The organism is Ruegeria sp. G12 (genome assembly GCF_056533565.1).
Window position 1 is genome coordinate 93,181 of the sequence record NZ_JBQFOO010000002.1, and the last position, 21,544, is coordinate 114,724.

General features: G+C 61.2%; 19 protein-coding genes. 8 read left to right on the forward strand and 11 right to left on the reverse strand.

All coding sequences use genetic code 11. The features are described 5' to 3' along the window. Nucleotide 1 precedes the first annotated feature (1 nt). The 4 genes from hflX to trkA all read right to left on the reverse strand — a co-directional run bounded on the left by hflX (nt 2) and on the right by trkA (nt 4,547). Nucleotides 2–1,273 (reverse strand): GTPase HflX, encoded by a 1,272-nt coding sequence (gene hflX / locus ACR0JN_RS04245; RefSeq protein ID WP_480884466.1) that lies wholly within the window; start codon nt 1,271–1,273, stop codon nt 2–4. Then, the gene (hfq, locus tag ACR0JN_RS04250; protein ID WP_010440340.1) at nt 1,273–1,512 is read right to left on the reverse strand and encodes an RNA chaperone Hfq; all 240 of its coding nucleotides are present in this window, start codon (nt 1,510–1,512) and stop codon (nt 1,273–1,275) included. The genes hflX and hfq overlap by 1 nt, the downstream gene beginning before the upstream one ends. A 120-nt stretch (nt 1,513–1,632) precedes the next feature. Further along, nucleotides 1,633–3,171 carry a TrkH family potassium uptake protein gene (locus ACR0JN_RS04255; protein WP_480884467.1) on the reverse strand — a complete coding sequence of 513 codons (1,539 nt, stop codon included), beginning with the start codon at nt 3,169–3,171 and terminating at the stop codon, nt 1,633–1,635. Beyond that, nucleotides 3,171–4,547, reverse strand: a complete 1,377-nt coding sequence (gene trkA / locus ACR0JN_RS04260) for a Trk system potassium transporter TrkA (protein WP_480815454.1) — start codon at nt 4,545–4,547, stop codon at nt 3,171–3,173. The genes ACR0JN_RS04255 and trkA overlap by 1 nt, the downstream gene beginning before the upstream one ends. Nucleotides 4,548–4,643: 96 nt before the next feature. Between trkA and ACR0JN_RS04265 the strand changes: the two genes are divergently transcribed. Then, complete coding sequence (locus tag ACR0JN_RS04265; RefSeq protein ID WP_480884468.1) at nt 4,644–5,171, forward strand: hypothetical protein; 528 nt, start codon at nt 4,644–4,646, stop codon at nt 5,169–5,171. On the opposite strand, the gene ACR0JN_RS04270 is transcribed toward ACR0JN_RS04265, so the two are convergent. The 7 genes from ACR0JN_RS04270 to dusB form a co-directional block, all read right to left on the reverse strand. Next, entirely contained in the window at nt 5,098–6,282 is a 1,185-nt protein-coding gene (locus tag ACR0JN_RS04270; RefSeq protein ID WP_480884469.1) for an MFS transporter, read from the reverse strand. The two genes, ACR0JN_RS04265 and ACR0JN_RS04270, sit on opposite strands and share 74 nt — an antisense overlap. Before the next feature lie 43 nt (nt 6,283–6,325). Further along, the gene (locus tag ACR0JN_RS04275) at nt 6,326–6,937 is read right to left on the reverse strand and encodes a helix-turn-helix transcriptional regulator (protein WP_480815451.1); all 612 of its coding nucleotides are present in this window, start codon (nt 6,935–6,937) and stop codon (nt 6,326–6,328) included. Continuing rightward, nucleotides 6,912–8,321 carry a nitrogen assimilation response regulator NtrX gene (gene ntrX / locus ACR0JN_RS04280; RefSeq protein WP_480815450.1) on the reverse strand — a complete coding sequence of 470 codons (1,410 nt, stop codon included), beginning with the start codon at nt 8,319–8,321 and terminating at the stop codon, nt 6,912–6,914. The genes ACR0JN_RS04275 and ntrX overlap by 26 nt, the downstream gene beginning before the upstream one ends. Then, nucleotides 8,318–10,606, reverse strand: a complete 2,289-nt coding sequence (locus ACR0JN_RS04285) for a sensor histidine kinase NtrY-like (RefSeq protein WP_480884470.1) — start codon at nt 10,604–10,606, stop codon at nt 8,318–8,320. Before ACR0JN_RS04285 ends, ntrX begins: the two co-directional genes overlap by 4 nt. A 99-nt stretch (nt 10,607–10,705) precedes the next feature. Next, nucleotides 10,706–12,073 (reverse strand): response regulator, encoded by a 1,368-nt coding sequence (locus tag ACR0JN_RS04290; RefSeq protein ID WP_480815448.1) that lies wholly within the window; start codon nt 12,071–12,073, stop codon nt 10,706–10,708. After that, nucleotides 12,073–13,161, reverse strand: coding sequence for a two-component system sensor histidine kinase NtrB (locus ACR0JN_RS04295; protein ID WP_480884471.1), 1,089 nt, complete (start codon nt 13,159–13,161; stop codon nt 12,073–12,075). The genes ACR0JN_RS04290 and ACR0JN_RS04295 overlap by 1 nt, the downstream gene beginning before the upstream one ends. After that, nucleotides 13,158–14,141: a tRNA dihydrouridine synthase DusB gene (gene dusB, locus ACR0JN_RS04300; RefSeq protein ID WP_480884472.1), complete on the reverse strand. Its 984-nt coding sequence runs from the start codon at nt 14,139–14,141 to the stop codon at nt 13,158–13,160. Before dusB ends, ACR0JN_RS04295 begins: the two co-directional genes overlap by 4 nt. A 181-nt stretch (nt 14,142–14,322) precedes the next feature. On the opposite strand from dusB, the gene ACR0JN_RS04305 reads away from it, so the two are divergent. From ACR0JN_RS04305 to ACR0JN_RS04335, 7 genes are all read left to right on the forward strand, one after another. Beyond that, nucleotides 14,323–15,453 (forward strand): bifunctional 2-C-methyl-D-erythritol 4-phosphate cytidylyltransferase/2-C-methyl-D-erythritol 2,4-cyclodiphosphate synthase, encoded by a 1,131-nt coding sequence (locus ACR0JN_RS04305; protein WP_480884473.1) that lies wholly within the window; start codon nt 14,323–14,325, stop codon nt 15,451–15,453. Next, the gene (locus ACR0JN_RS04310; RefSeq protein WP_480884474.1) at nt 15,450–15,947 is read left to right on the forward strand and encodes a phosphatidylglycerophosphatase A family protein; all 498 of its coding nucleotides are present in this window, start codon (nt 15,450–15,452) and stop codon (nt 15,945–15,947) included. The genes ACR0JN_RS04305 and ACR0JN_RS04310 overlap by 4 nt, the downstream gene beginning before the upstream one ends. Further along, nucleotides 15,944–16,420, forward strand: coding sequence for a CinA family protein (locus ACR0JN_RS04315; RefSeq protein WP_480884475.1), 477 nt, complete (start codon nt 15,944–15,946; stop codon nt 16,418–16,420). Before ACR0JN_RS04310 ends, ACR0JN_RS04315 begins: the two co-directional genes overlap by 4 nt. Nucleotides 16,421–16,618: 198 nt before the next feature. Next, nucleotides 16,619–17,800 carry an ammonium transporter gene (locus tag ACR0JN_RS04320; RefSeq protein WP_480884476.1) on the forward strand — a complete coding sequence of 394 codons (1,182 nt, stop codon included), beginning with the start codon at nt 16,619–16,621 and terminating at the stop codon, nt 17,798–17,800. Nucleotides 17,801–17,937: 137 nt separating this feature from the next. Beyond that, a complete protein-coding gene (locus tag ACR0JN_RS04325; RefSeq protein WP_480884477.1) occupies nt 17,938–18,615 on the forward strand; it encodes an orotate phosphoribosyltransferase in 678 nt (225 codons plus the stop codon). A 259-nt stretch (nt 18,616–18,874) separates the two neighbouring features. Next, nucleotides 18,875–20,365 (forward strand): replicative DNA helicase, encoded by a 1,491-nt coding sequence (locus ACR0JN_RS04330; protein WP_480815441.1) that lies wholly within the window; start codon nt 18,875–18,877, stop codon nt 20,363–20,365. Nucleotides 20,366–20,476: 111 nt separating this feature from the next. Next, nucleotides 20,477–21,526, forward strand: a complete 1,050-nt coding sequence (locus ACR0JN_RS04335; RefSeq protein WP_480884478.1) for a Hint domain-containing protein — start codon at nt 20,477–20,479, stop codon at nt 21,524–21,526. The last annotated feature ends 18 nt before the right edge of the window (nt 21,527–21,544 follow it).

A 21,544-nucleotide genomic window follows, 5' to 3' on the forward strand; every position in this document is an offset into this window, starting at 1 on the left:
GTCAAAGACCCGCGAACTGCGCCGCCTGTTTGTCGGTCCAAAGCACCGTGATCTCGAACCCGTCCTCGGTCTGTTCTTCAGACCGAACCACATCCTGACGGAACAGCCATGCTCGCTTGTCGCCTTCGGCAAAGCTCAGCGTCAGCGTGGCCTCGTGTCGGACGCCCTGCAATTTTGTCGCGATCTCGGCCAGCAAGGGCTCAAGCCCCTCGCCCGTCACCGCTGAAATCGCAAAGATTTCCGGGTCACGGTCTGCCCGAGCCAGCGTCGCATCGCGGTCGTCTGCGCCAAGAAGATCGATCTTGTTCCAGACCTCCAGCCCCGGGCGTTCGTCGTCCACACCCAGCGAGGTCAGAATGGCGTGCACATCTTCGGCCTGCGCCTCGGTTTCTTCGTGGCTGATGTCGCGGACATGCACGATCAGGTCCGCGCCCAGAACCTCTTCCAGCGTGGCGCGGAAGGCGGCGACCAGTTCGGTTGGCAGGTTCGAGATGAAACCCACCGTGTCCGACAGGATCACCTCGGGGCCATCGGGCAATTCGACCCGGCGCATGGTCGGGTCGAGCGTGGCGAACAGCATGTCCTTGGCCATCACCTCGGCCCCGGTCAGGCGGTTGAACAGCGTTGATTTGCCAGCGTTGGTATAGCCCACCAGCGCGACAATCGGATAAGGCACCTTGGCCCGCGCCGCGCGGTGCAGGGTGCGGGTCTTGACCACCTTCTGCAACTGACGCCGCAAGCGCACGAGTTGTTCGTCAATCGCCCGACGGTCAGCCTCGATCTGGGTTTCACCCGGACCGCCGACAAAACCCAATCCACCCCGCTGTCGTTCAAGGTGCGTCCATGCCCGAACCAGCCGCGTGCGCTGATAGCTGAGCGCCGCCATCTCGACCTGCAGCACACCTTCGCGGGTGCGGGCGCGGTCGCTGAAAATCTCTAAAATCAGCCCGGTCCGGTCGAGGATTTTGACCTTCCACGCTTTCTCAAGGTTGCGCTGCTGGACAGGCGTCACCGGCCCGTCGATCAGAACCAGTTCGATCTCGTGGTCGTGCAGACGTTCCCCCAACTCGTCAATCTTGCCACTGCCGAACAGCAACCCCGGCTGGGCGCGTTGGAGGCGCACGATCTCGGACCCGATCACATCCAAATCGGGCAAGGCGGCCGCCAGTGCAACCGCCTCGGCCAGCGCCGGTTCGGGGACACGGCGCTGTTCATCTGACTTGATTTCGGGATGCAACACCCAGGCCCGGGTGCGCGTCCTGTCATGTTCCATCAAGAGGCGTCTTCGCCCTCATACAAGCTGATCGGCTGCGATGGCATGATGGTTGAAATCGCGTGTTTGTAGACCAATTGCGACTGCCCGTCGCGGCGCAACAAAACGCAAAAATTGTCGAACCAAGTGATCACACCCTGCAATTTAACGCCATTGATCAGGAAAATTGTGACCGGGACCTTTGCTTTTCGTACATTGTTCAGGAAGGCGTCCTGAAGATTCTGTCTGTCCGAAGCCATATTTTTATAGTCTCGCCGTTGTTCTTGCTACGCGCTGCGGACCAACGCGCTCCCTCCGGCTGAGTATGGAGTGCTGCGCAGAGATATTCCAGATGAAAAATCAGGTATTAACACCTTAATCTAATCCCGCCAGAGGTTTGGCGTGATCAGGGCAATGATCGCCAGCGTTTCAAGCCGTCCGATCACCATCGCCGCGCACATGGTCAGCTTGGCCCCGCCCGACAGATCGATCAGGCGGATCGGTACGTCTGTGGCCAGTTCAATCAACGGCCCCGTCGTGCTCAGCGCGGCCACGCTAAGCACCATGGCCTGCTCGAACCCCGCGCCCATCATCGCCAGTAGCAGGTTGAACAAGGCCAGCGTTAAGGCGAACATCATCAGGAAGATCCAGGCGATGAACGCGCCATCGCTTTGAATACGCCGGTTGCCTCCGCCGACGCCGCTGACCGATGACGGATGGATCAGCCGATCAATCTCGCGCGCGCCGTTCAGATAGAGCGCGAAGACCCGCAACAACTTGACCCCTCCGGCGGTGGTGGCAACGCCGCCCCCGATCAGGGCCAGCCCCATCAGAACCAGGCCCGGTGTGCCCAACCCCGACAATTGCTGCGCATCGTTCCAGTTCGCGCTTTCGAACCCAGCGGTGGTCAGAAACGCAAGAGCAGTAAACAGCATCCCCCAGATCACCTGAGCGGCCTGTAGCGGCTGCACCTGCCCGCCGATCTCGGCCACACCGGCCAGCACCCGGAAAAACAGCAGCAGCGCAACGCCCAGAACAATCATCAGGCCAATTCGAAACTCGGGATCTTTGTCCAGACGGGCATACCCTGTTGTTGCTGTATCCGCCGAGAAGGTCAGGCGCGACAAGGCGAAGAACAGGAACAAGAACAAGATCGCCTCACCCGTGATCCCGGACTGCGCGCCTTCCAACCCGCCAACGGGTGATATGCCCGAGGTCGCCATGACGGACATGGCATGGCACACCGCCGTCAGCCCCTGCTCGCCAGCGATCATGAGTAGAATGCAAACCACTCCGGTCAAACCGGCATAGACCGGTGCCAAAGTGCGCGTCACGCGCAACAACCGGCCCCGCGGATCAACACGCTCACTTTGCGCAACACCCGAAACCGGGCGGCCGGGCTGGCCGCGGGCGGTGACCTCGAACCCGCCCAGCGAAAGAGGCGCCAGAATAGCGGCGGCCGATATCCACATAAGCAGACCGCCCATCCAGCCCACCAGTGCCCTCCATAAATGAAGTGGTGCGGTCAGACGGTCAGGATTGGGAAACAAATCGGCCCCGGTCGTTGTCAGTGCGCTGACCATGTCGAAATAGGCGTTCAGAAAGGTCGTGGTGCCAAGCGCATCGTGAAACGGGATCGCCAGAAACAGCGGTAGAACGGTGAAACAGCCCAGCAGAACCGCCAGTTGCCCCAATGTCCCGCGCCGGGGCACACGATTCGAGGACGCAAGCGCGATGATCGACACCAAAAACACGCCCAGTAGACCCGAATAGAAGAAGGACCGGGATGTGTCGTGATCATCCAGCACCAGCGCATAAACCGCTGGTATCCACATCGCGACCGAGACAATCCCCCAGATCAGCAGAAACAGCGGCAACCGCCGAAGTAACCCGATCTGCTGTTGTCTCGCGATAGCCATCAGAAGAAATCGATCGAGACCTGCATCAGACGCTCGACCTCGGGCACATCCTTGGCCATGGCAAAGATCGCAATAACGTCTTTCTCGTCAATGCGCAGGCTGCCGGTTGGCCGCAGCACCTCGTCGCCCTTGCGCACGGCACCAACCAGCACGCCTTCGGGAAAGTCGATGTCGCGCAGCTTCTGCCCGGCCATGGGCGAGGTCGACAGGACCTCGGCCTCGATCACCTCGGCCTCGGCATCGCCGATGGAATAGACCTGACGCACGCGGCCATGACGGATATGGCGCAGGATCGAACTGACGGTTGTTGCGCGCGGGTTGATATAGGCGTCGATGCCCAGCGGCCCCATCAGAGCCACCATGCTGGGATCATTGATCAGCGCAATCGCCAGCGCGCAGCCTTCGGCCTTGGCGCGCACGGCGGCCAACATGTTGGTGCGGTCATCGTCGGTCACGGCCAGCATCGCGTCGGCGCGGTCGATACCGGCCTCGCTCAGCAACCCGGCATCCAGCCCGTCGCCGTTCAGAACAATCGTGCGCTCCAATGCCTCGGCGGCCAGTTCCGCGCAATGCCGGTCGCGTTCAACAATCTTGGCGCGGACCCGGCTTTCCCGCTCTTCCAGGGTGCGCGCAACTTCCAGCCCGACATTGCCGCCACCGACGATCACAACGCGGTCTTGCCGCTTTTGGGTTTTGCCGAACACCTCGATGGTGCGGTCCACGTCTTTGACATTGGTAAAGACGTAACATTCATCGCCGACAAAAAGCTGATCTTCGGATTCTGGCGCAAACAGGGTCCCTTCACGCCGCACGCCCACCACGATGGAGCTAAGCGTCGAGAACAGGTCGGTCAACTGCCGCAGAGGGGTGTTCACAATCGGGCAGTCCTCCTCGACCCGTATCCCCAGCAGTTGCGCCTTACCCTCCATGAAAACCTCGGTGTCAAAGGCCGAGGGGGCCGACAGGCGTTGCATCGCGGCTGCGGCCACCTCGCGCTCGGGGCTGATTACCACGTCGATGGGCAGGTGGTCGCGGCGATAGAGGTCCGAGTGGATCGCCTGAAGATAGGATTTCGACCGCAGGCGCGCGATCTTGCGCTGGATCGAGAACACAGAATGCGCCATCTGGCACGTGACCATGTTCACCTCATCCGAATGGGTCGCGGCGATGATCATGTCGGCGTCACGGGCCCCGGCCCGTTCCAGCACATCAGGATAGCTAGCAAAGCCTGCGATCCCCTGCACGTCCAGCGTTTCGGTCGCGCGGCGCACCAGATCGGGGTTGTTGTCCACCACGGTCACATCGTTCAGTTCGCCTGAAAGATGCCGGGCGATCTGCCAGCCGACCTGACCCGCGCCGCAAATAATGACCTTCATATCCCTGGCCCTTCTGCCTGAAATGTTTGAATGACAGATGCCCCCAAGACGGTCAATTGATTTGTCATGCCCGTTTAGCTGGGGCAAGATAAGCGCATGAAAACACTGCTTCGTCTGCTTGTTCCTGTGATGATCCTGTCCTCTTGTGGGCCGCTGTCGCTGTATTACCGCGAGGGCGAAAGCGTTTCGCGGATGCAGGCCGAGACCACGAAATGTCAGGTTGAGGCTTTAAAGGACGCGCCCGTCGCCAATCAGGTCCGCCAAGGCCCGCCCACCTATTGGCCCGGTCGGACCTATTGCGACAGCCGTGGCAGGTGCCACCGCACCGGCGGCTGGTGGCAGCCCGGTCAGATCTACACGGTCGATGTGAACCAGGGCCTGCGCAGCACGGTCGAGGCGCAATGCATGGCCCAGAAAGGCTACCGCCCGATCAGCCTGCCGCCCTGCAAAAGCCGGGTGAAATCGCAGGTGCCCGCGCGCCCGACAACCACGCTGCCGCCGCTTGGATCGCAATCCTGTTTCGTCAAGTTCCAGGACGGCTCGTTTCAGATCATCTCGCCCGGTGTTTCGGGGGCGCAGTTTGCTGGGTCAAGCGTCTCTGCGCCAACCATAGATGGGCAATGATCGCGGCGGCGTAGAACACGATTACGGCCCCGAGCATCCCGCCCTCGCCGCCCCGCCACAGAATGGCCAGCAAAACCGGCGTGCCCAGCAGGTTCCCCGCATTCCCCATCTGCGCCATGGCACCATAGCTGAGGGCCTGCGCCCCTGCCGTTGAATTCAGTTCCGGCACAGCGGCAAAACTTCCGCCCTGCACAAGGCCCAGAACCGCGAACAGGGCGATGCAGACCATTGGCAACGGCAGGCCCAGAAACGCGCCGATGATCGCCCCGATGCCCAGACCAAAGCCCAGAACCGTGACCGCAACGCAGGACATGAACGTCGATAGCAAGGGCACCGCCAGCCATGAAACGACGATACCCGCCAGAGGCATCAGCCCCGCGACCGGACCGCCAACGCCCTCGGGCAGTCGACCGGGCAGGATGGCCAGCAGCGACACGAAGGTCAGTGTGTAAAAGAACCAGCCTATCGCCGGGGCCGAAATGAAGGCCGAGCGATAGGTCTGCACATGCGCTGTGATGAACGCCGCCGGTCCCCAATCGAGGGTCCCCGGATGGCTCAGATCGACATGAATGCGGCAGGCTGCAATTAACCCGGCGATCAGCAGCATAGAAACCCCGTGCAGCACAAAGAAAACAGGCAGGCCAAATTGGGCAACCAAGGGCAATCCGATCCACGCATTCAGGGCGAAGGCTACACCGAAGAAGCTGCTCCACAGAACCATGGCGACGTTTCTTGCCCGACCTTCAGTGATCTGCGCGATCAGGGTCGGTGCCGCGACGACGATCGCCAGATGCGACAACCCTTCGATAACACGGCTGGTCAGCATCAACGCGAAACCCGGCACACTCGCCTGAAACAGCGAAAGACCGCCGCCCAGAACAAGCCCGGCAATCAGCAACCGCGAGGGCCCGATGCGGCCCGCAATGGCCCCGGACATCGCACCCAGAACGGCCCCAATCAGGCTGATGATCGACAAAAGCCAGCCAATCGACCCCGCCTGTTCCGGGTACAGCAAGGCGACCTCGGGGAACGGCACCGCGATTTTGGCGAACTGAGTGGCCGCGCCCAAGCCCGCGCACCACAGCAGGATGACCTTCAAAAAGCTAATCATGCCATGGTTCTATCGGGGCTGCGGCGGTTCAGGAACGCATAAATTATGCGCGTGATCCGCTGACCAGCCGCACCGGTGTTCCATCCGCCAGATAGAGCCGTTCCCAGGTGATCTCACCAGCGCTGATCCGGATGCGGTCATGCACCGCCTCAGACGTCAGAAACGCCTTGGGGCTTGGGGTGTGCAGGTCCCACCAGCCCTCGTCCTTCAACTCGCCTTCCGCCTGACGGATTTCATCGGTTGCAAACTGCCACAGGGACACGCCCAGCAGCGCCCGCTGGCTGGTCTTCCAATCCCGCGCCCGGCTGGGGGAATATGCCAGACATCTATGGCTGGCCTCTTCCACCAGATGCACGCAGTCGCTCGAGCCCATGACCAGCCGCCTTAAAGCCCCATCATCCGCCCGCGCCGGACCAAGTACCGAAAAGACCGCCTGCTGTTGGTCGGGCGACGGCGTTTGGCGACCGCTCTCCCACCTTGAGATCGTGGTTTGATCCACCTCTAACAGATCGGCCAAAGCCGACTGTTTCAGACCGACCGACCGGCGGAGACGCCTGAGACGTCTGCCAAAGGCCGGATAGGCCCGTGCTTGCGTCAGATTGGCCTTGGCCATCACGCTGCCCGGCAGATCACTCTGCCGGTTCCGGTTCGTCAATCTGCGCCACACGCGCACCGGATTTGTTCGAAGTGACAACGCCCAGCGATTTCAGCTTGCGATGCAGCGCGCTGCGCTCCATCCCGACAAAGCTGGCGGTGCGGCTGATATTGCCACCGAAACGGTTGATCTGGGTCAGCAGATACTCCCGCTCGAACGCCTCGCGCGCTTCGCGCAGCGGCAGGGTCGCCAGCGCGCCCGACAGGACCACGCGACCGGATTCGACGGATTTGTCTTCCTCACTGGGCAGTTCGCGGGCCTCGATGGGGCCGCTTCCGTCGCCCAGGATCAGCACACGCTCGATCAGGTTCTTCAACTGCCGCACGTTGCCGGGCCATGTCATCGTCTGAAGCAGAGCGACGGCTTCCTCGGACAGGTCGCGGATCGGCAAGCCCTGGGATTCGTTGCATACTTCAATGAAATGTTGCGCCAGAACCGGAATATCCTCACGCCGGTCCTCAAGCGAGGGCACGTCGATCGGAACGACATTCAGGCGGTGATACAGTTCTTCGCGAAAGCGGTCTGCGCTGATTTCGGCCTCAAGATCCCGGTTGGTCGAGGATATCACGCGCAGATCAACGCGGACCTTGTCGGTGCCACCAACCCGCTGGAATTGCTGATCGACCAGTACCCGCAGGATTTTCGACTGGGTACCCAGTGGCATATCCGCGACCTCATCAAAATAGATCACGCCGCCATGGGCTTCTTCCAGCAGGCCGGATTCAACGCCACGTTCCGCCGATTCCCGCCCGAACAGAACCTCTTCCATCCGCTCAGGCTCAACCCCCGCGCAATTCACCGTCACGAAAGGCGCGTTAGCGCGGTTGGAATGGGCGTGAATATAACGCGCGGCGATTTCCTTGCCGGACCCGGCCGGGCCGCTCAGCATCACGCGCCCGTTCGATTTCGTCACCTTGTCCAACTGCCCCTGCATCGCGCGGAACGAGGCGGACTTGCCGATCATATCCGAATTGCTGACCTCTTTCCGCTTGAGCGAGGCGTTCTCGCGACGCAGGCGCGAGGTTTCCATCGCGCGGCGGATCACAACCATCAACTGATCAATGTTAAAGGGCTTTTCGATAAAGTCGTAAGCCCCCTGTTTGATCGCCGCCACGGCGATTTCGATGTTGCCGTGACCCGAAATGATCACCACCGGCACATCGGGGTTGTCGCGTTTGACCGCCTTCAAGATGTCGATCCCATCCATGCGACTGTCTTTCAGCCAGATATCCAGAATCAACAGCCCCGGTGGTTCGGAATTGATGGCCGCCATACACTCGTCCGAGTTTCCGGCCCGCCGGGTTGAATAGCCTTCGTCCTCCAGAATGTCGGACACCAGTTCGCGAATATCGCGTTCGTCATCTACGATCAGAATGTCGCTCATCTTTGGCCTGCTTTCAGTTTGTTGGTTTTAATTGTCTGCTTTTGTGGCGCGACGGCTGGGGAAAATTCTGCCCCTGGCAAACGGATCACGGCCATCGCGCCGAAATGGTCCTGTCCGTCGAATACGGGCGCATCTTCTAGGGACAGCGCTCCGCCATGTTCTTCGATGATCTTCTTGACGATGGGCAGGCCCAGACCTGTCCCTTCGTCCCGGGTGGTTACGTAAGGCTCAAACAGCCGCGCCCGGTCCTCGGGTAAGCCGATGCCATTATCCGCGATTGTTATGATGGTGCCCGCATCGTCACTGGACACCGCGACCTTGATCTGCGGAGACAGGTTTTCGGGTGCGCCTTTTTGCTTCAAGGTCTCAATGGCTTCGCCCGCGTTCTTGATCAGGTTCGTCAGCGCCTGATTGAGCATCGTCGCGTCAATATCCAACGAGATTGGCTGATCCGGCAGATCCGCGTCGATCTGTACATCCGGCTGACCGGCCTGCTGTAACAGAACCGCCTCGCGCACGAGGGCCACGATGTCCTCTTCCCGCCGGTCCGGTTCTGGCATCCGCGCGAATTTCGAGAATTCATCAACAATGCGTCGCAAGTCATTGGTTTGCCGTACGATTACGTCGGTCATGGATTCCAGACTATCGCAGTCTTCCTCATCCAGTTTGCGCGAGAATTTGCGCTTGATCCGCTCGGCGCTCAGTTGGATCGGGGTCAGAGGGTTCTTGATCTCATGCGCGATGCGACGGGCCACGTCGCCCCAAGCGGCCATCCGCTGGGCGCTGACTAGATCGGTCACGTCGTCAAAGGCCACCACATAGCCTTCCAGCCCGCCATCCTCGCCCCTGCGGGTAGCCATGCGGACCAGCAGATTTTCCAACCGTCCCTTGCGGACGACCTTGATCTCGCCCTGCACCGCCTCTTGCCCGCTTTCCTTGAGGCTTTCGAACAGCTGCAGGAACTCGGGCACTGCGATGCCGATAGCCAGATGCTCTTCACCCCGCGACCAGTCCAGCAGCCGTTCGGCTGAGCGGTTGACGAAGGTCACGCAGCCGTCCGGGTCCACTCCGACCACGCCTGACGTCACAGAGCTAAGTACGGAATCAAACAGGCGGCGGCGGATTTCGATCTGGCGGGTGTTTTGCAGAAGCGTGTCGCGCTGCCCCTTCAACTGCCGAGTCATCTGATTGAAGTACCGGCCCAGCATCGCGATTTCGTCGTCGCTGGCCTCTTCAATGACCTGCACGCTCAAGTCGCCTGCGCCAACCCGCTGCGCCGCCGTGGTCAACCGGCCCACAGGCCGCGACAGACGTTCAGCGAACCACATGCCAAGCGACATGGCGGCGAGGATCAAGATCAGCGCGAAGCCCAGATATAACAGGCCGAATTCGAACAGCACCCTGCCCCGTTCGCTTTCAAGCTGCTGATAGAATTGCGCCGTTTCCTTGGTGTCATCCAGCAGCGTCAGCAACTGGCCGTCGACCTCACGGCTGACATAGAGGTACCGGTCCAGATACGCCTGCAACGGCACCAAAGCCCGGAATTCGCTGTTTGCCCAGTCGGCAATGATCAGCAGGCCCTCGTTTTCGGATTGGGCAATCTGTTCGGAAGTGGGCGGTTCATAGTTGAACAGATAGGACCGATCCCCGCGCGACCGAATCTCGCCGCTGCCGTCGATCACATAAGCCTCACGCAGGCCGCGCTGGATTTGGGACTGGCCTTGGGCCAGAACCTCACGCAGTTCGGCATCTGAGATGTAGAAATCCAGATTGCGGGCATTGTCCAGAAACCGCGCCAGAACGGCGGCGTCTTGCGTCAGACCCTGCCGGTGTTCGGTCTCATAAGCCTCGGCGGCGGTCAGGGACGAGCCCACAACCTGCCGCACGCGGTCGGAGAACCAGCCCTCAAGGCCGATATTCACCGTCAGACCGGCAAAAATCGCAACCGTGACGGTCGGGACCAGTGCCAGCAACGTAAACGCCCCGATCAGCCGCAGGTGCAGGCGCGATCCGGCTGATTTGGCGCGGCGGGCGGCGATCAGAGAGCCAAGTTGACCCAGCACAAGGGCCGCCACGACCAGCACGTAAACCAGATCGGCAAGAAGAATCAGCCGCAGAGTCGGCGCGGTCGCCCCAAGATCAAAGGGACCGATCACCAGATAGGTCGCCAATGCCAGCGCAGGGCCTAGAAGAACCAGCCCCAAGGTGCCGAAATTGCGCAGTTTTCGGGATTTCCGCCACCGATTAATCGCTGGAATCGGCCCGCTCTGTGCCCGGGTTGCCACCGTCTGCCCTCATCCTGATGTGCCGCTTGCGCGGCCTACCGCCATATCTCGTGGTCGTTGCCGGGTGCGAACCCAGATGCCACGCTTTGTGTGGCGATATTACATCAGTTTGCGTCGGCGTGTCACCTGAATATCGAGATCGGTGATTTTTTTTCGCAGCGTATTTCTGTTGATCCCCAGCAAATCCGCACATTTCGCCTGATTTCCGCCAGTTGCGTCCAGCGCGATCTCGATCAGGGGGGCCTCAACTTCGCGCAGAATCCGCTGATAGAGGCCCGGAGGCGGCAGAATATTGCCATGCAGGTCGAAATAACGCCGCAGGTGACGGCCCACGGAGGTTGAGAGTTTCTCACGCTCACCACCCCCAAGAACAGGTTCGGCTTCGGGCTGGCTGCCCAGAACCATCTCAACCTCAGCCTTCGATATCTCGTCGGCCCGGCTGGTCAGGCTCAGGCGGCGAACCGCGTTCTCCAACTGCCGCACGTTGCCCGGCCAGGAATAGCGCCGGACCAGCTCGTCCGCCTCGGGGCTGAGCCAGCGTTTCGATCCGCTTTCACGCTCTTCCCGGACCAGAAAATGCTCGGCCAGCAGGGTGATATCATCCACCCGCTCGCGCAGCGCCGGGACATGAACCGTGGCGCCGCAGAGGCGATAATACAGGTCCTGCCGGATACGACCGCTCTCCATCCCTTCGGTCAGATCGGACTGGCTGGTCGCCATGAATCGTGGAACGTGATCGCCCGGCGTGTCCATCATGCGCACGATACGGGCCTGAATCTCATCGTCGATGTCGGCGATCTCATCAATCAGCAGCGTGCCGCCCCGAACCCGCGCCATGATGCGCGCCGGCCCTTCCAGATCGCGCAGATCGGCCGCTGTGGCCGTGACAAAGGGCAAGGTTCGTCGGTCCGAAAAATCGTGAATAGCCCGCGCGATCAGGGACTTGCCGGTCCCACTTTCACCGGAGATCATCACCGACAGATCGGTGTTCATCACCCGCGCCACCAGCCGGTACAGCGCCTGCATCACCGGGGTCCGCCCGACCAGAGGCAACTCATCGGGGCGCTCACCGCTTTCGTCCATGGGCTCTGGCTGCGACCGCTGTTTTTGCTCCAGCGCGCGGGCGGTGCGCTTCATCAGGTCCGGCAGATCGAAGGGTTTGGGCAGATAGTCGTATGCATCGGCTTCGGCTGCTTGGATCGCCGTCATGATCGTGTTCTGCGCCGAGATCACGATCACCGGCAAACCGGGCCGGTCCTGCGCGATTTTCGGCAGCATTTCCAACCCGTTACCATCCGGCATGACCACGTCCGAGATTACCACATCGCCCTTGCCTTCGCCCACCCAGCGCATCAGCGTTGTCAGCGAGGACGTGGCGTGCACCTTGCAACCGGCGCGCGTCAGGGCCTGTGTCAGAACGGTACGGATTGTGCGGTCGTCATCAGCGACCAGGACTGTGCCATCCATCAGGTGCTCTCCTTCTTATCTTTGGCGTCTTCGCGCGGGGCGCGGCGCAGAGACAGCTTGAACACGGTGCGCCCGGGCACCGATTCTGCCGAAATCCATCCGTCATGGTCCGAGACGATCTTGCTGACCAGCGCCAGCCCAAGCCCGGTGCCGTTTTCCTTGCCCGAGACGAAGGGGTCAAAAATGTCGCTCCGGATATTGTCCGGCAATCCCGGCCCGTCGTCGATGATTTCGATCTGCAACGGCAGCGAATGACCCGACCCGTCACTCCGGCGCAGGCGGAATGAATGCTCGAAATAGGTGCGCAGCCGGATCGTTCCGCCCTTGGCTCCTGCGGCTTCGGACGCGTTTCTGAGCAGGTTCAGCACCACTTGCAGGAACTGGTCCGGGTCGCCGTAGGCCAGCGGCAACGAGGGGTCGTAATCCTCGATGATCGTCATATCCGCGCCGAAGCCCAAGAGGGCCGACCGGCGGGCGCGGTCAAGAACGTCGTGAATGTTGACCGGTTTGAAATCGGGCTGCTGCAGGTTTCCGAACTGCTCGACCTGCTCCAGAAGCTTCACGATCCGGCGGCTTTCGGCGACGATAAGATCAGTCAGTTCAAGGTCTTGCTTCGGGATATTCATGCTGAGCAACTGCGCCGCACCGGTGATGCCAGCCAGCGGGTTCTTGATCTCATGCGCCAGCATCTCGGCCATGCCAATCGCCGATTGCGCTGCTGACTTCACTGTATTGCCGCGCGTCATCCTACCGGCAAGTTCACGCGGCGAGATAATCATGATCATCGACCCGGGATGCCCGACCAGCGGCGCAATCTGCAACGCGCATTGCAGCGGCGCGCGGTTGCCCGACCCGGCGTCCACGTCGTTCACGAACAAGGGTGTGCCCTGTTGGCGGGCACGCAGAAAGGCCTCTTCCAAGGGTGCATCGACCGCGATCTGGTCCCAGACCGGGTGGCCAATGACCGATTTGCGAGACGCGTTCAAAAACCCCTCGCCCGAGGAATTGACGTCAGCGATCCGGTCATCCTCGTCGATGATGAAGGCGGGAACCGGAAGCGAGTTCCAGATGCTCTGATCCGAGTTCATGCTGCCACCTCTGCCGTGCCGCTCAGCGCATCGCCTAGCAGGCGCAGCACCTCATCCGTATCGCGCGAGGTCAGAACGGCGCGGCGTAGGGGCGCGGGCGTGCCGGCCTCGTCCATGTACCAACCCAGATGTTTACGGGCGACGCGCAGGCCCAGATCGGTGCCGTAGAACTCAAGCATCGCCTGATAGTGCCCTTGCACCATCTCGACCAGTGCCCCGCCCGAGGGGATTTGCGGCGCGTCCGAGCCGTAGAGATCATGGCAAATCTGCGCCAGAAGCCAGGGTTTCCCCTGCGCCCCGCGCCCAACCATGACCCCATCCGCCCCGGAGTGCGCCAACGCCGTCCGTGCCGCGTTTGTTTCAACAATATCGCCATTGGCGATCACCGGGATCGAGACCGCCTCCTTCACCGCCCGGATCGCCGCCCAATCGGCGCGGCCCTTGTAGAATTGGCAGCGCGTGCGCCCATGGATCGTGACCATTTGCACACCCGCATCCTGCGCCCTCCGCGCCACGTCCGGCGCGTTGAGCAGTTTGTCATCCCATCCCAGCCGGGTTTTTAGCGTCACCGGCACATCAACAGCAGCGACAACAGCCTCAATCAGCGTCAGCGCGTGGTCTGGTGTTTTCAGCAGCGCCGAGCCGGAATAACCGTTCGTCACCTTCTTGGCCGGGCAACCCATATTGATGTCGATCACCCGCGCACCGCGGTCCGCGACCTGTCGCGCGGCCTCGGCCATCCAGTGCGCCTCGCGACCCGCCAGTTGGACGGCTGTGTTTTCCACATCTGCCGACAATTCCGCGCGTTCGCGCACGCCGGGCTTGGCTTGCACCATCTCTTGACTTGCGACCATCTCGCTCACCACCATGCCCGCGCCGAAGCGCATCACCAGATCGCGAAACGGGCGGTCGGTGATTCCGGCCATCGGGGCCAGCAGAACGGGCGGGGTCAGGTCCTTATCAGCGAGTTGCAGGGTCAACGTGCTTAATCCTTGGGCATTTGAGCGTTAGATATCGAATTCCCGGCATGTGAACAAGAAATCGGCGACTTACAAGCCCGCAAAATCATCAAGTGCACAATTTTTAAGCAGTATGACGCGGGTGATTGCCTCTGCATTCACCGCACCCTAAACAATGCGTGCAAACAGGAGCCACCAACCCATGACAACCGCCGCCATTATTGTCGCCGCCGGACGCGGATTGCGCGCTGGTGGCGAGACGCCGAAACAATGGCGGGCGCTGGGGGGTCACCGCGTGGCGGACTGGACCATCGACAGGTTCCGGGATCAGGTGGATCATATTGTTTTGGTGCTGTCCCCAGACGATGCTGAGGCCTGGGCCGAATTTCGGGGCACCGACCTGATCCTTGCGCCCGGCGGCAGTGACCGGGCCGGGTCGGTGCGGCAGGGCTTGGATGCGCTGAAGGACCGTGGCGTGACAAAGGTTCTGATCCACGATGTTGCCCGCCCCTGCGTCAGCACGCGCATCATTCACGACGTTCTGACCGCGCTTGATACGCACCCTGCCGCTGCGCCCGGATTGGCGGTGACGGATGCTCTCTGGACCGGGGATGAACAGGGTGTCACCGGCACGCGAGACCGAACTGGCCTTTTCGCAGCACAGACCCCGCAAGGGTTTCACTATGACGCTATCGTCGCAGCCCATGCCAGCCATGCCGGAGGGGCTGCAGACGACGTTGAAGTCGCGCGTGCTGTCGGGATGGACGTGGCCATCGTACCGGGCGACGCGGACAACATCAAAATCACCCGACCCGAGGATTTCGCCCGGGCAGAACGCATAATGGGAACGGATATGGATGTAAGGCTGGGCAACGGGTACGACGTGCACCGTTTCGGCGACGGGGACCACGTGATCCTGTGCGGCGTGAAGGTGCCTCACGCCCGAGGGTTACATGGGCATTCGGACGCGGATGTGGGCATGCACGCTGTGACCGACGCGATCTACGGAGCTCTGGCGCAAGGCGATATCGGTCAGCATTTCCCACCCTCGGATCCGCAATGGAAGGATGCGGCCAGCGAGATTTTCCTGCGTCACGCGGTCGAACTGGCCGGGCAGATGGGGTACCGCATTTCGAACGCCGACTGCACTCTGGTTTGCGAATACCCCAAGATCGGGCCGCACGCGCTGGCCATGCGGGCCGAGATGGCGCGGATCATGGGGTTGCGCGACGATCAGGTCTCGGTCAAGGCGACCACATCTGAGAGGCTTGGCTTTACCGGGCGCAGCGAAGGGATCGCCGCGCTGGCCACTGCCTGTCTGGTGAAGGCATGAGCGCCGCCCGCCTGATCGGCACTGTCTGCGGCGTTGGCTATCTGCGCCCCGCGCCCGGAACATGGGGCTCGCTGGCGGCGCTGCCGTTGGCGTGGTTGCTGCATATGCTGGGCGGGTTCCCCCTGCTGGTTCTGGCCACGGTTGCCGTGTTCTTCGGCGGGCTCTGGGCCACCCGCGTGATGACCGAAGGCAAGGACGATCACGACCCGTCCGAGATCGTCATAGACGAGGTCGCCGGTCAGTTTGTAGCGATCTGGGCGGTTTCGTATCCGGCTTGGGCGCATGGGATCGAGGTCACCGCGCTCTGGCCCGGCTGGCTGGCTGGCTTCCTCCTGTTCCGCCTGTTCGACATTACCAAACCCGGCCCCGTTGGCTGGGCCGACCGGCGCAACGACGCGATGGGCGTGATGCTGGACGATGTCATTGCAGGTGTCTTCGCCGCCATCGGTGTCCTGATCCTTGCAGGCATCGCGCATGGAGTAATGGGCCTATGAACGTCTCCGCCCTGCTGGACCGCGCCAAAGAGCAAGGCGTGATGATCGCCACCGCTGAAAGCTGTACGGGCGGTATGGTCGCGGCTGCTATGACAAATATCCCCGGCAGTTCCGCCGTGGTCGAGCGCGGTTTCGTCACCTACACCAACACCGCCAAGCAAGAGATGCTGGGCGTGCACGCCAGCACTCTGGATGCTCATGGCGCAGTGTCCGAACAGGTCGCCCGCGAGATGGCCGAGGGCGCGCTTCGGCACTCCCACGCGCAACTCGCCGTCTCGGTCACCGGGATCGCGGGACCGGGCGGGTCCGAGTACAAGCCCGAGGGGCGGGTCTGTTTCGGACTGGCCTCCGAAGGACAGACCACACGGACCGAGACTGTGGAATTCGGCGCAGTGGGCCGCGACTCTGTCCGCCGCGCAGCGCGGGATCATGCGCTGTCCTTGCTGAATGACGCCCTTTTGCCTTCAGCCTAATTTTTAGTCAAATGACCCCCTGCGGCGCAAATTTAAGCGTCACTTAGAAAAAAGCCGCCAAAACAGGCGGCGCATTCGGGCCTTGCCTCTTTTTTCCGCACCCACTCTCCGCTTCTAACCCGTGGCCATGCGCTCACCGCGCCGGATCGGGACCCGTGCCCATCCGACGCAAACGTAAGAAGAAGAGGAGACCGGCCCATGAACGGAGCCGATACAGCCTGGATCATCGTTGCCACTGCACTGGTCCTGTTCATGACATTGCCGGGGCTTGCCCTGTTCTATGGCGGCCTTGTGCGTGCCCGAAATGTGCTCAGCGTGTTCATGCATTGCTTTTCGATTGCCTGTTTGATGAGCATTCTATGGCTGGTCGCCGGGTATTCCATCGCGTTCGGCGAGGGAGCGTCCGGCCTATGGGGCGGTCTGGGCAAGGCCTTTCTGAACGGTGTGGACGCCGACAGCCTGTCGGGCACCCTGCCAGAGATTCTGTTCTTCGCCTTCCAAATGACCTTTGCCATCATCACCCCGGCCCTGATCGTCGGTGCCTATGTGGAGCGGGTGGGCTTCGGGTTCGTCCTGACCTTCTCGGCCCTGTGGATGCTGCTATGCTATGCGCCGGTCGTCCACTGGATCTGGGGCGGAGGCATCCTGACCGATGGCGGCATTCTGGGTGAGATCGGCGTGCGTGATTTTGCCGGTGGCATCGTGGTGCATGAAACCGCCGGTCTGGCGGCGCTGATCATCGCCGTGATCCTCGGCCCTCGTCGCAATCGCACGACGCCCCCGCACAACCCCGGCTTTGTCATGGTCGGCGCCGCGATGCTGTGGGTCGGTTGGTTCGGCTTCAACGGCGGCTCACAACTGGCCGCTGACGGAGGGGCCGCGATGGCGATGACCGTCACGCATATCTCTGCCGCGACCGCCTCGCTAACATGGGCGCTTTGGGAACGGATCCGGTTCGGCAAGGCGTCGATGGTAGGTCTTGTGACAGGTACGATCGCGGGTCTGGCCTCGATCACCCCGGCCTCGGGTTTTGTCGGCCCGGTGCAGGCGCTGATCATCGGCGCGGTGGCCGGCGTGCTTTGTCAGGAGGCCGTGAATGTCGTCCGAAACAAGCTGAACATCGACGACACGCTGGATGTCTTCGCCGTGCATGGCGTCGGCGGCATCTTCGGCACGTTGATGATCGCGCTTTTCGGCCTTGGCACTTGGACCGCGCAGGTCGGAGGGCTGGTGATCGTGGGTGTCTTTACGTCAGTTGTCACGATTGTGCTGGTCAAGGTGGTTGCTTTGATCACCCCGCTTCGCGTAGACGCTGAGACCGAGACAAACGGGCTCGACCTGTCGGTACACGGGGAACGCGCCTATGATATGAGCAGCTGAGCCCACCTTGGCTGTTGTGCCCGCAAGGGCAAAGCGGACCTCGGACGAGGTCCGCTTTTCTTTTGCCCGCGCTCTCGACTCTGGCCCAAGGGTCGGGCTATCAGCCCGCAACTTGTTTCAGCCCAGAGGTTTGCGCCATGATCCCCAGTTCCTTCCCCGACAGCACCGAAATCGCCCGCCTGACCGCGCGGATGCTGCTAGAGATCAAGGCAGTTCACTTCAATTCGCGCGAGCCCTTCACCCTGGCCTCGGGCCTGCCAAGCCCGACCTATATCGACTGCCGCAAGCTGATCTCGTACCCGCGTATCCGGTCGACCCTGATGGACTTCCTGACCATCACTGTGATGCGCGACGCCGGGTTCGAGGCGTTCGACAATATTGCCGGTGGTGAGACCGCAGGCATCCCCTTTGCCGCCATGGTCGCTGAACGGATGGCGCTGCCGATGACCTATGTGCGCAAAAAACCCAAGGGCTATGGCCGCAACGCGCGCATCGAAGGCGCGATGAGCGAAGGCGAACGTGTTCTGCTGGTCGAGGACCTGACCACCGATGGCGGCAGCAAGTTGTCGTTCGTGGACGCGATCCGCGAAACCGGCGCAACCTGCGGACATACGGCGGTGATTTTCTACTACGGCATTTTCCCCGAGACCGAGAAGACGCTGGGCGACCACGGCGTGAAACTGCATTCGCTCTGCACATGGTGGGATGTTCTGGCCGAGGCGAAGGCGCAGAAAGCCTTTGATCACGAGACACTTGACGGGGTCGAGGCCTTCCTGAATGATCCGCGCGGCTGGCAGGAAGCGCATAAATCGTGATTTTTGACCTGTGGGCAGGTTGTGGATTGTTGATATTCGAATCGGACAATTGCCCGCGCATTTAGTCGGAAATGGCAACCATCACACCAAATGTTGCGGTAGCGTCGCTCTCGTGCGAAACTGGGCGGAAGTTATCCCCATTCGGGTGGGCAGTTATCCCAAAGCAGCGGGCGGTTATCCCAAGTTACCCCCACTCATTTGCAGATAGCTTGCGCCGGGGTTTCGCGTGTAGAACCGCCAGACGGGCAGCGGGGACAAAATGAACGAGATAAGCAGTATCGAGCAGGCAGCGGCACAGATTCAGAATGCCGAAACCATGCCGCATTCAATTGAAGCCGAGCAGCAGCTTCTGGGTGCGATCTTAACCAATAACGATCTGTATGATCGGGTGGCTTCGATCATCGGGGCGGAACATTTCTATGACCCGGTCCATGCCCGTATCTACGAGGTCGCGGCCGCACGCATCGCCAAGAATGCGCTGGCCTCACCCGTGACGCTGAAATCCTTCATGGCCGAGGATGATGGCCTGAAGGAATTGGGCGGACCGGCCTATCTTGTGAAATTGGCCGGGGCCTCGATCAGTGCCTTTGCAGTGCATGATTACGCCCAGATGATCTATGACCTCGCCATCCGGCGCGAATTGATCCGGCTGGGGCGCGATATTTCGGACAAGGCAGCGCGCGTTGAAATCTCAAGCGAGCCCAAGGAACAGATCGTCGAGGCCGAGCAGCAGCTTTACCAGTTATCCGAGCAGGGCCAGACCGAACAAGGGTTTCAATCCTTCCTCAAGGCGGTCACAGAAGCCGTCAACGTCACCAACGAAGCGTACCAGCGTGGTGGTGGCATGGCGGGGATTTCCACCGGTCTGGCCGACTTGGACAAGCAGCTTGGGGGCCTGCACCCCTCGGACTTGATCATCCTTGCGGGTCGTCCCTCGATGGGGAAAACCTCGCTTGCGACCAACGTGGCGTTCAACGTCGCCAAAGCCTATAAGCGCGGCACCAAGCCTGATGGCTCCGAAGGCGCGATTGACGGCGGCGTGGTCGGGTTCTTCTCATTGGAAATGAGCGCCGAACAGCTTGCGGGCCGGGTGCTGGCCGAAGCCTCGGAAATCTCAAGCCACAAGATCCGCCAAGGCGATATGACCGAGTCCGAATTCCGCCGTTTCGTGGATGCCGCCAAGGAACTGGAAGCCTGCCCGCTATTCATCGACGACACGCCTGCCCTGCCGATCTCACAGCTTGCCGCCCGTGCGCGGCGGCTCAAGCGGACCCATGGGCTGGACTTGCTGGTGATCGACTACCTGCAGCTTTGCCGGGGTATGGCCGACAATCGCGTCAACGAAATTGCCGAGATTTCGATGGGCATGAAAGCCATCGCCAAAGAGTTGAACATCCCGGTCATCGCCCTGTCGCAGCTTTCCCGTCAGGTCGAAAGCCGCGACGACAAGCGCCCGCAACTGTCTGATCTGCGGGAATCAGGCTCGATCGAACAGGATGCCGACGTGGTGATGTTTGTGTTCCGCGAGGAATACTACAAAGAGCGTGAGAAGCCCGGCGATCATGAACTGGAGAAGATGGAAGAGTGGAAGCAGGCCATGGAACGCCTGCATGGCAAAGCCGAGGTCATTGTCGGCAAACAGCGCCACGGCCCCATCGGCACGGTCGAACTATCGTTCGAGGCGCAGTTCACCCGCTTTGGCAATCTGGTCAAACCCTGGCAGCAGGGCGGCGAGATCGAGGGATATTGACCTCAAACTGCGTCCAATTTACCGGAATCCAGCGTAATTTTGGCCTGCTGCGTCTCATTGTGGTAAGCTACATGCCAACGTACGTTTCAACCCGGTCGAGGCTCTGGGCATTTGGCGGCAATTATCTCGGAAATACGGTACCGAAACGGTCCGAATTTCTCACCCAGCGGGGATTTCATTGAAATCCGCGTGCAGACAGGTACGGATGTGTCCAACCTGACCGTTGGGGTCTACAATCAGAACGGCACCCTGCGCAGTTCAACGGCGGTCGATAGCGCGCCGATGACCACTGTTGGCGGTTTCGATTACTATGTGGTTTCGGCCCGGATTAACCGGTTTGGTGCAGTTTCTCTGGATGACAATGGCGCGGTCCTGAGCTTTGTCTCATTCGACACGCAGGTCACCGCCACCCAAGGCCCGGCCAGTGGTCTTACGTCAACGCAAGTTGGTTCGAACGGAACGGATGACACCTCGTCGCTGACCTCAACAGACGGGGTAAATTTTGTCGAAAACCCAAATCCAAACCCCGGCGCGCCGTGCTTTACGTCGGGCACGCGCATCACTACCGCCAAGGGTGAGGTTGCGGTGGAACACCTGAAGCCTGGCGACAAGGTCCTGACGCTTGATGGCGGGTATCAGCCCGTCCGGATGATCCTGTCCCGCCCTTTGCGGCTGTCCGAACTGATCAAGACGCCGGAACTGTACCCTGTGCGCGTGGTTTCAGGCGCGTTGGGCCAAGGGCTGCCCCGGCGTGACCTGCTGGTATCCCGACAGCACCGGATGCTGGTATGTTCGGCCATCACGCAGCGGATGTTCGGCACGCGGTCCGTTTTGATCTCGGCGATCCGGCTGACCAGGCTGCCGGGGATCTATGTCGACCGGGACGTTGCCACGATCACCTACCACCATCTTGTGTTTGACCGGCATGTTGTCCTGTTCGCCGAAGGGGCCCCCAGTGAAAGCCTGTTTGCCGGTCCGCAGGCGCTGCAAGCAATGACGGCTGAGGCAAGGGCGGAGCTAACGCTGCTTTTCCCCGAACTGGCGGAAATCGGGCAGGTGGACTCGGCCTGTTACATCCCAAGTGGCCGGCGTCAGAAACAGCTTGTGGCGCGCCACAGCCGGAACAACAAACCCTTGCTGGACCAACACGCCTCCAACTAGAGCGATGCGCGTTGAACT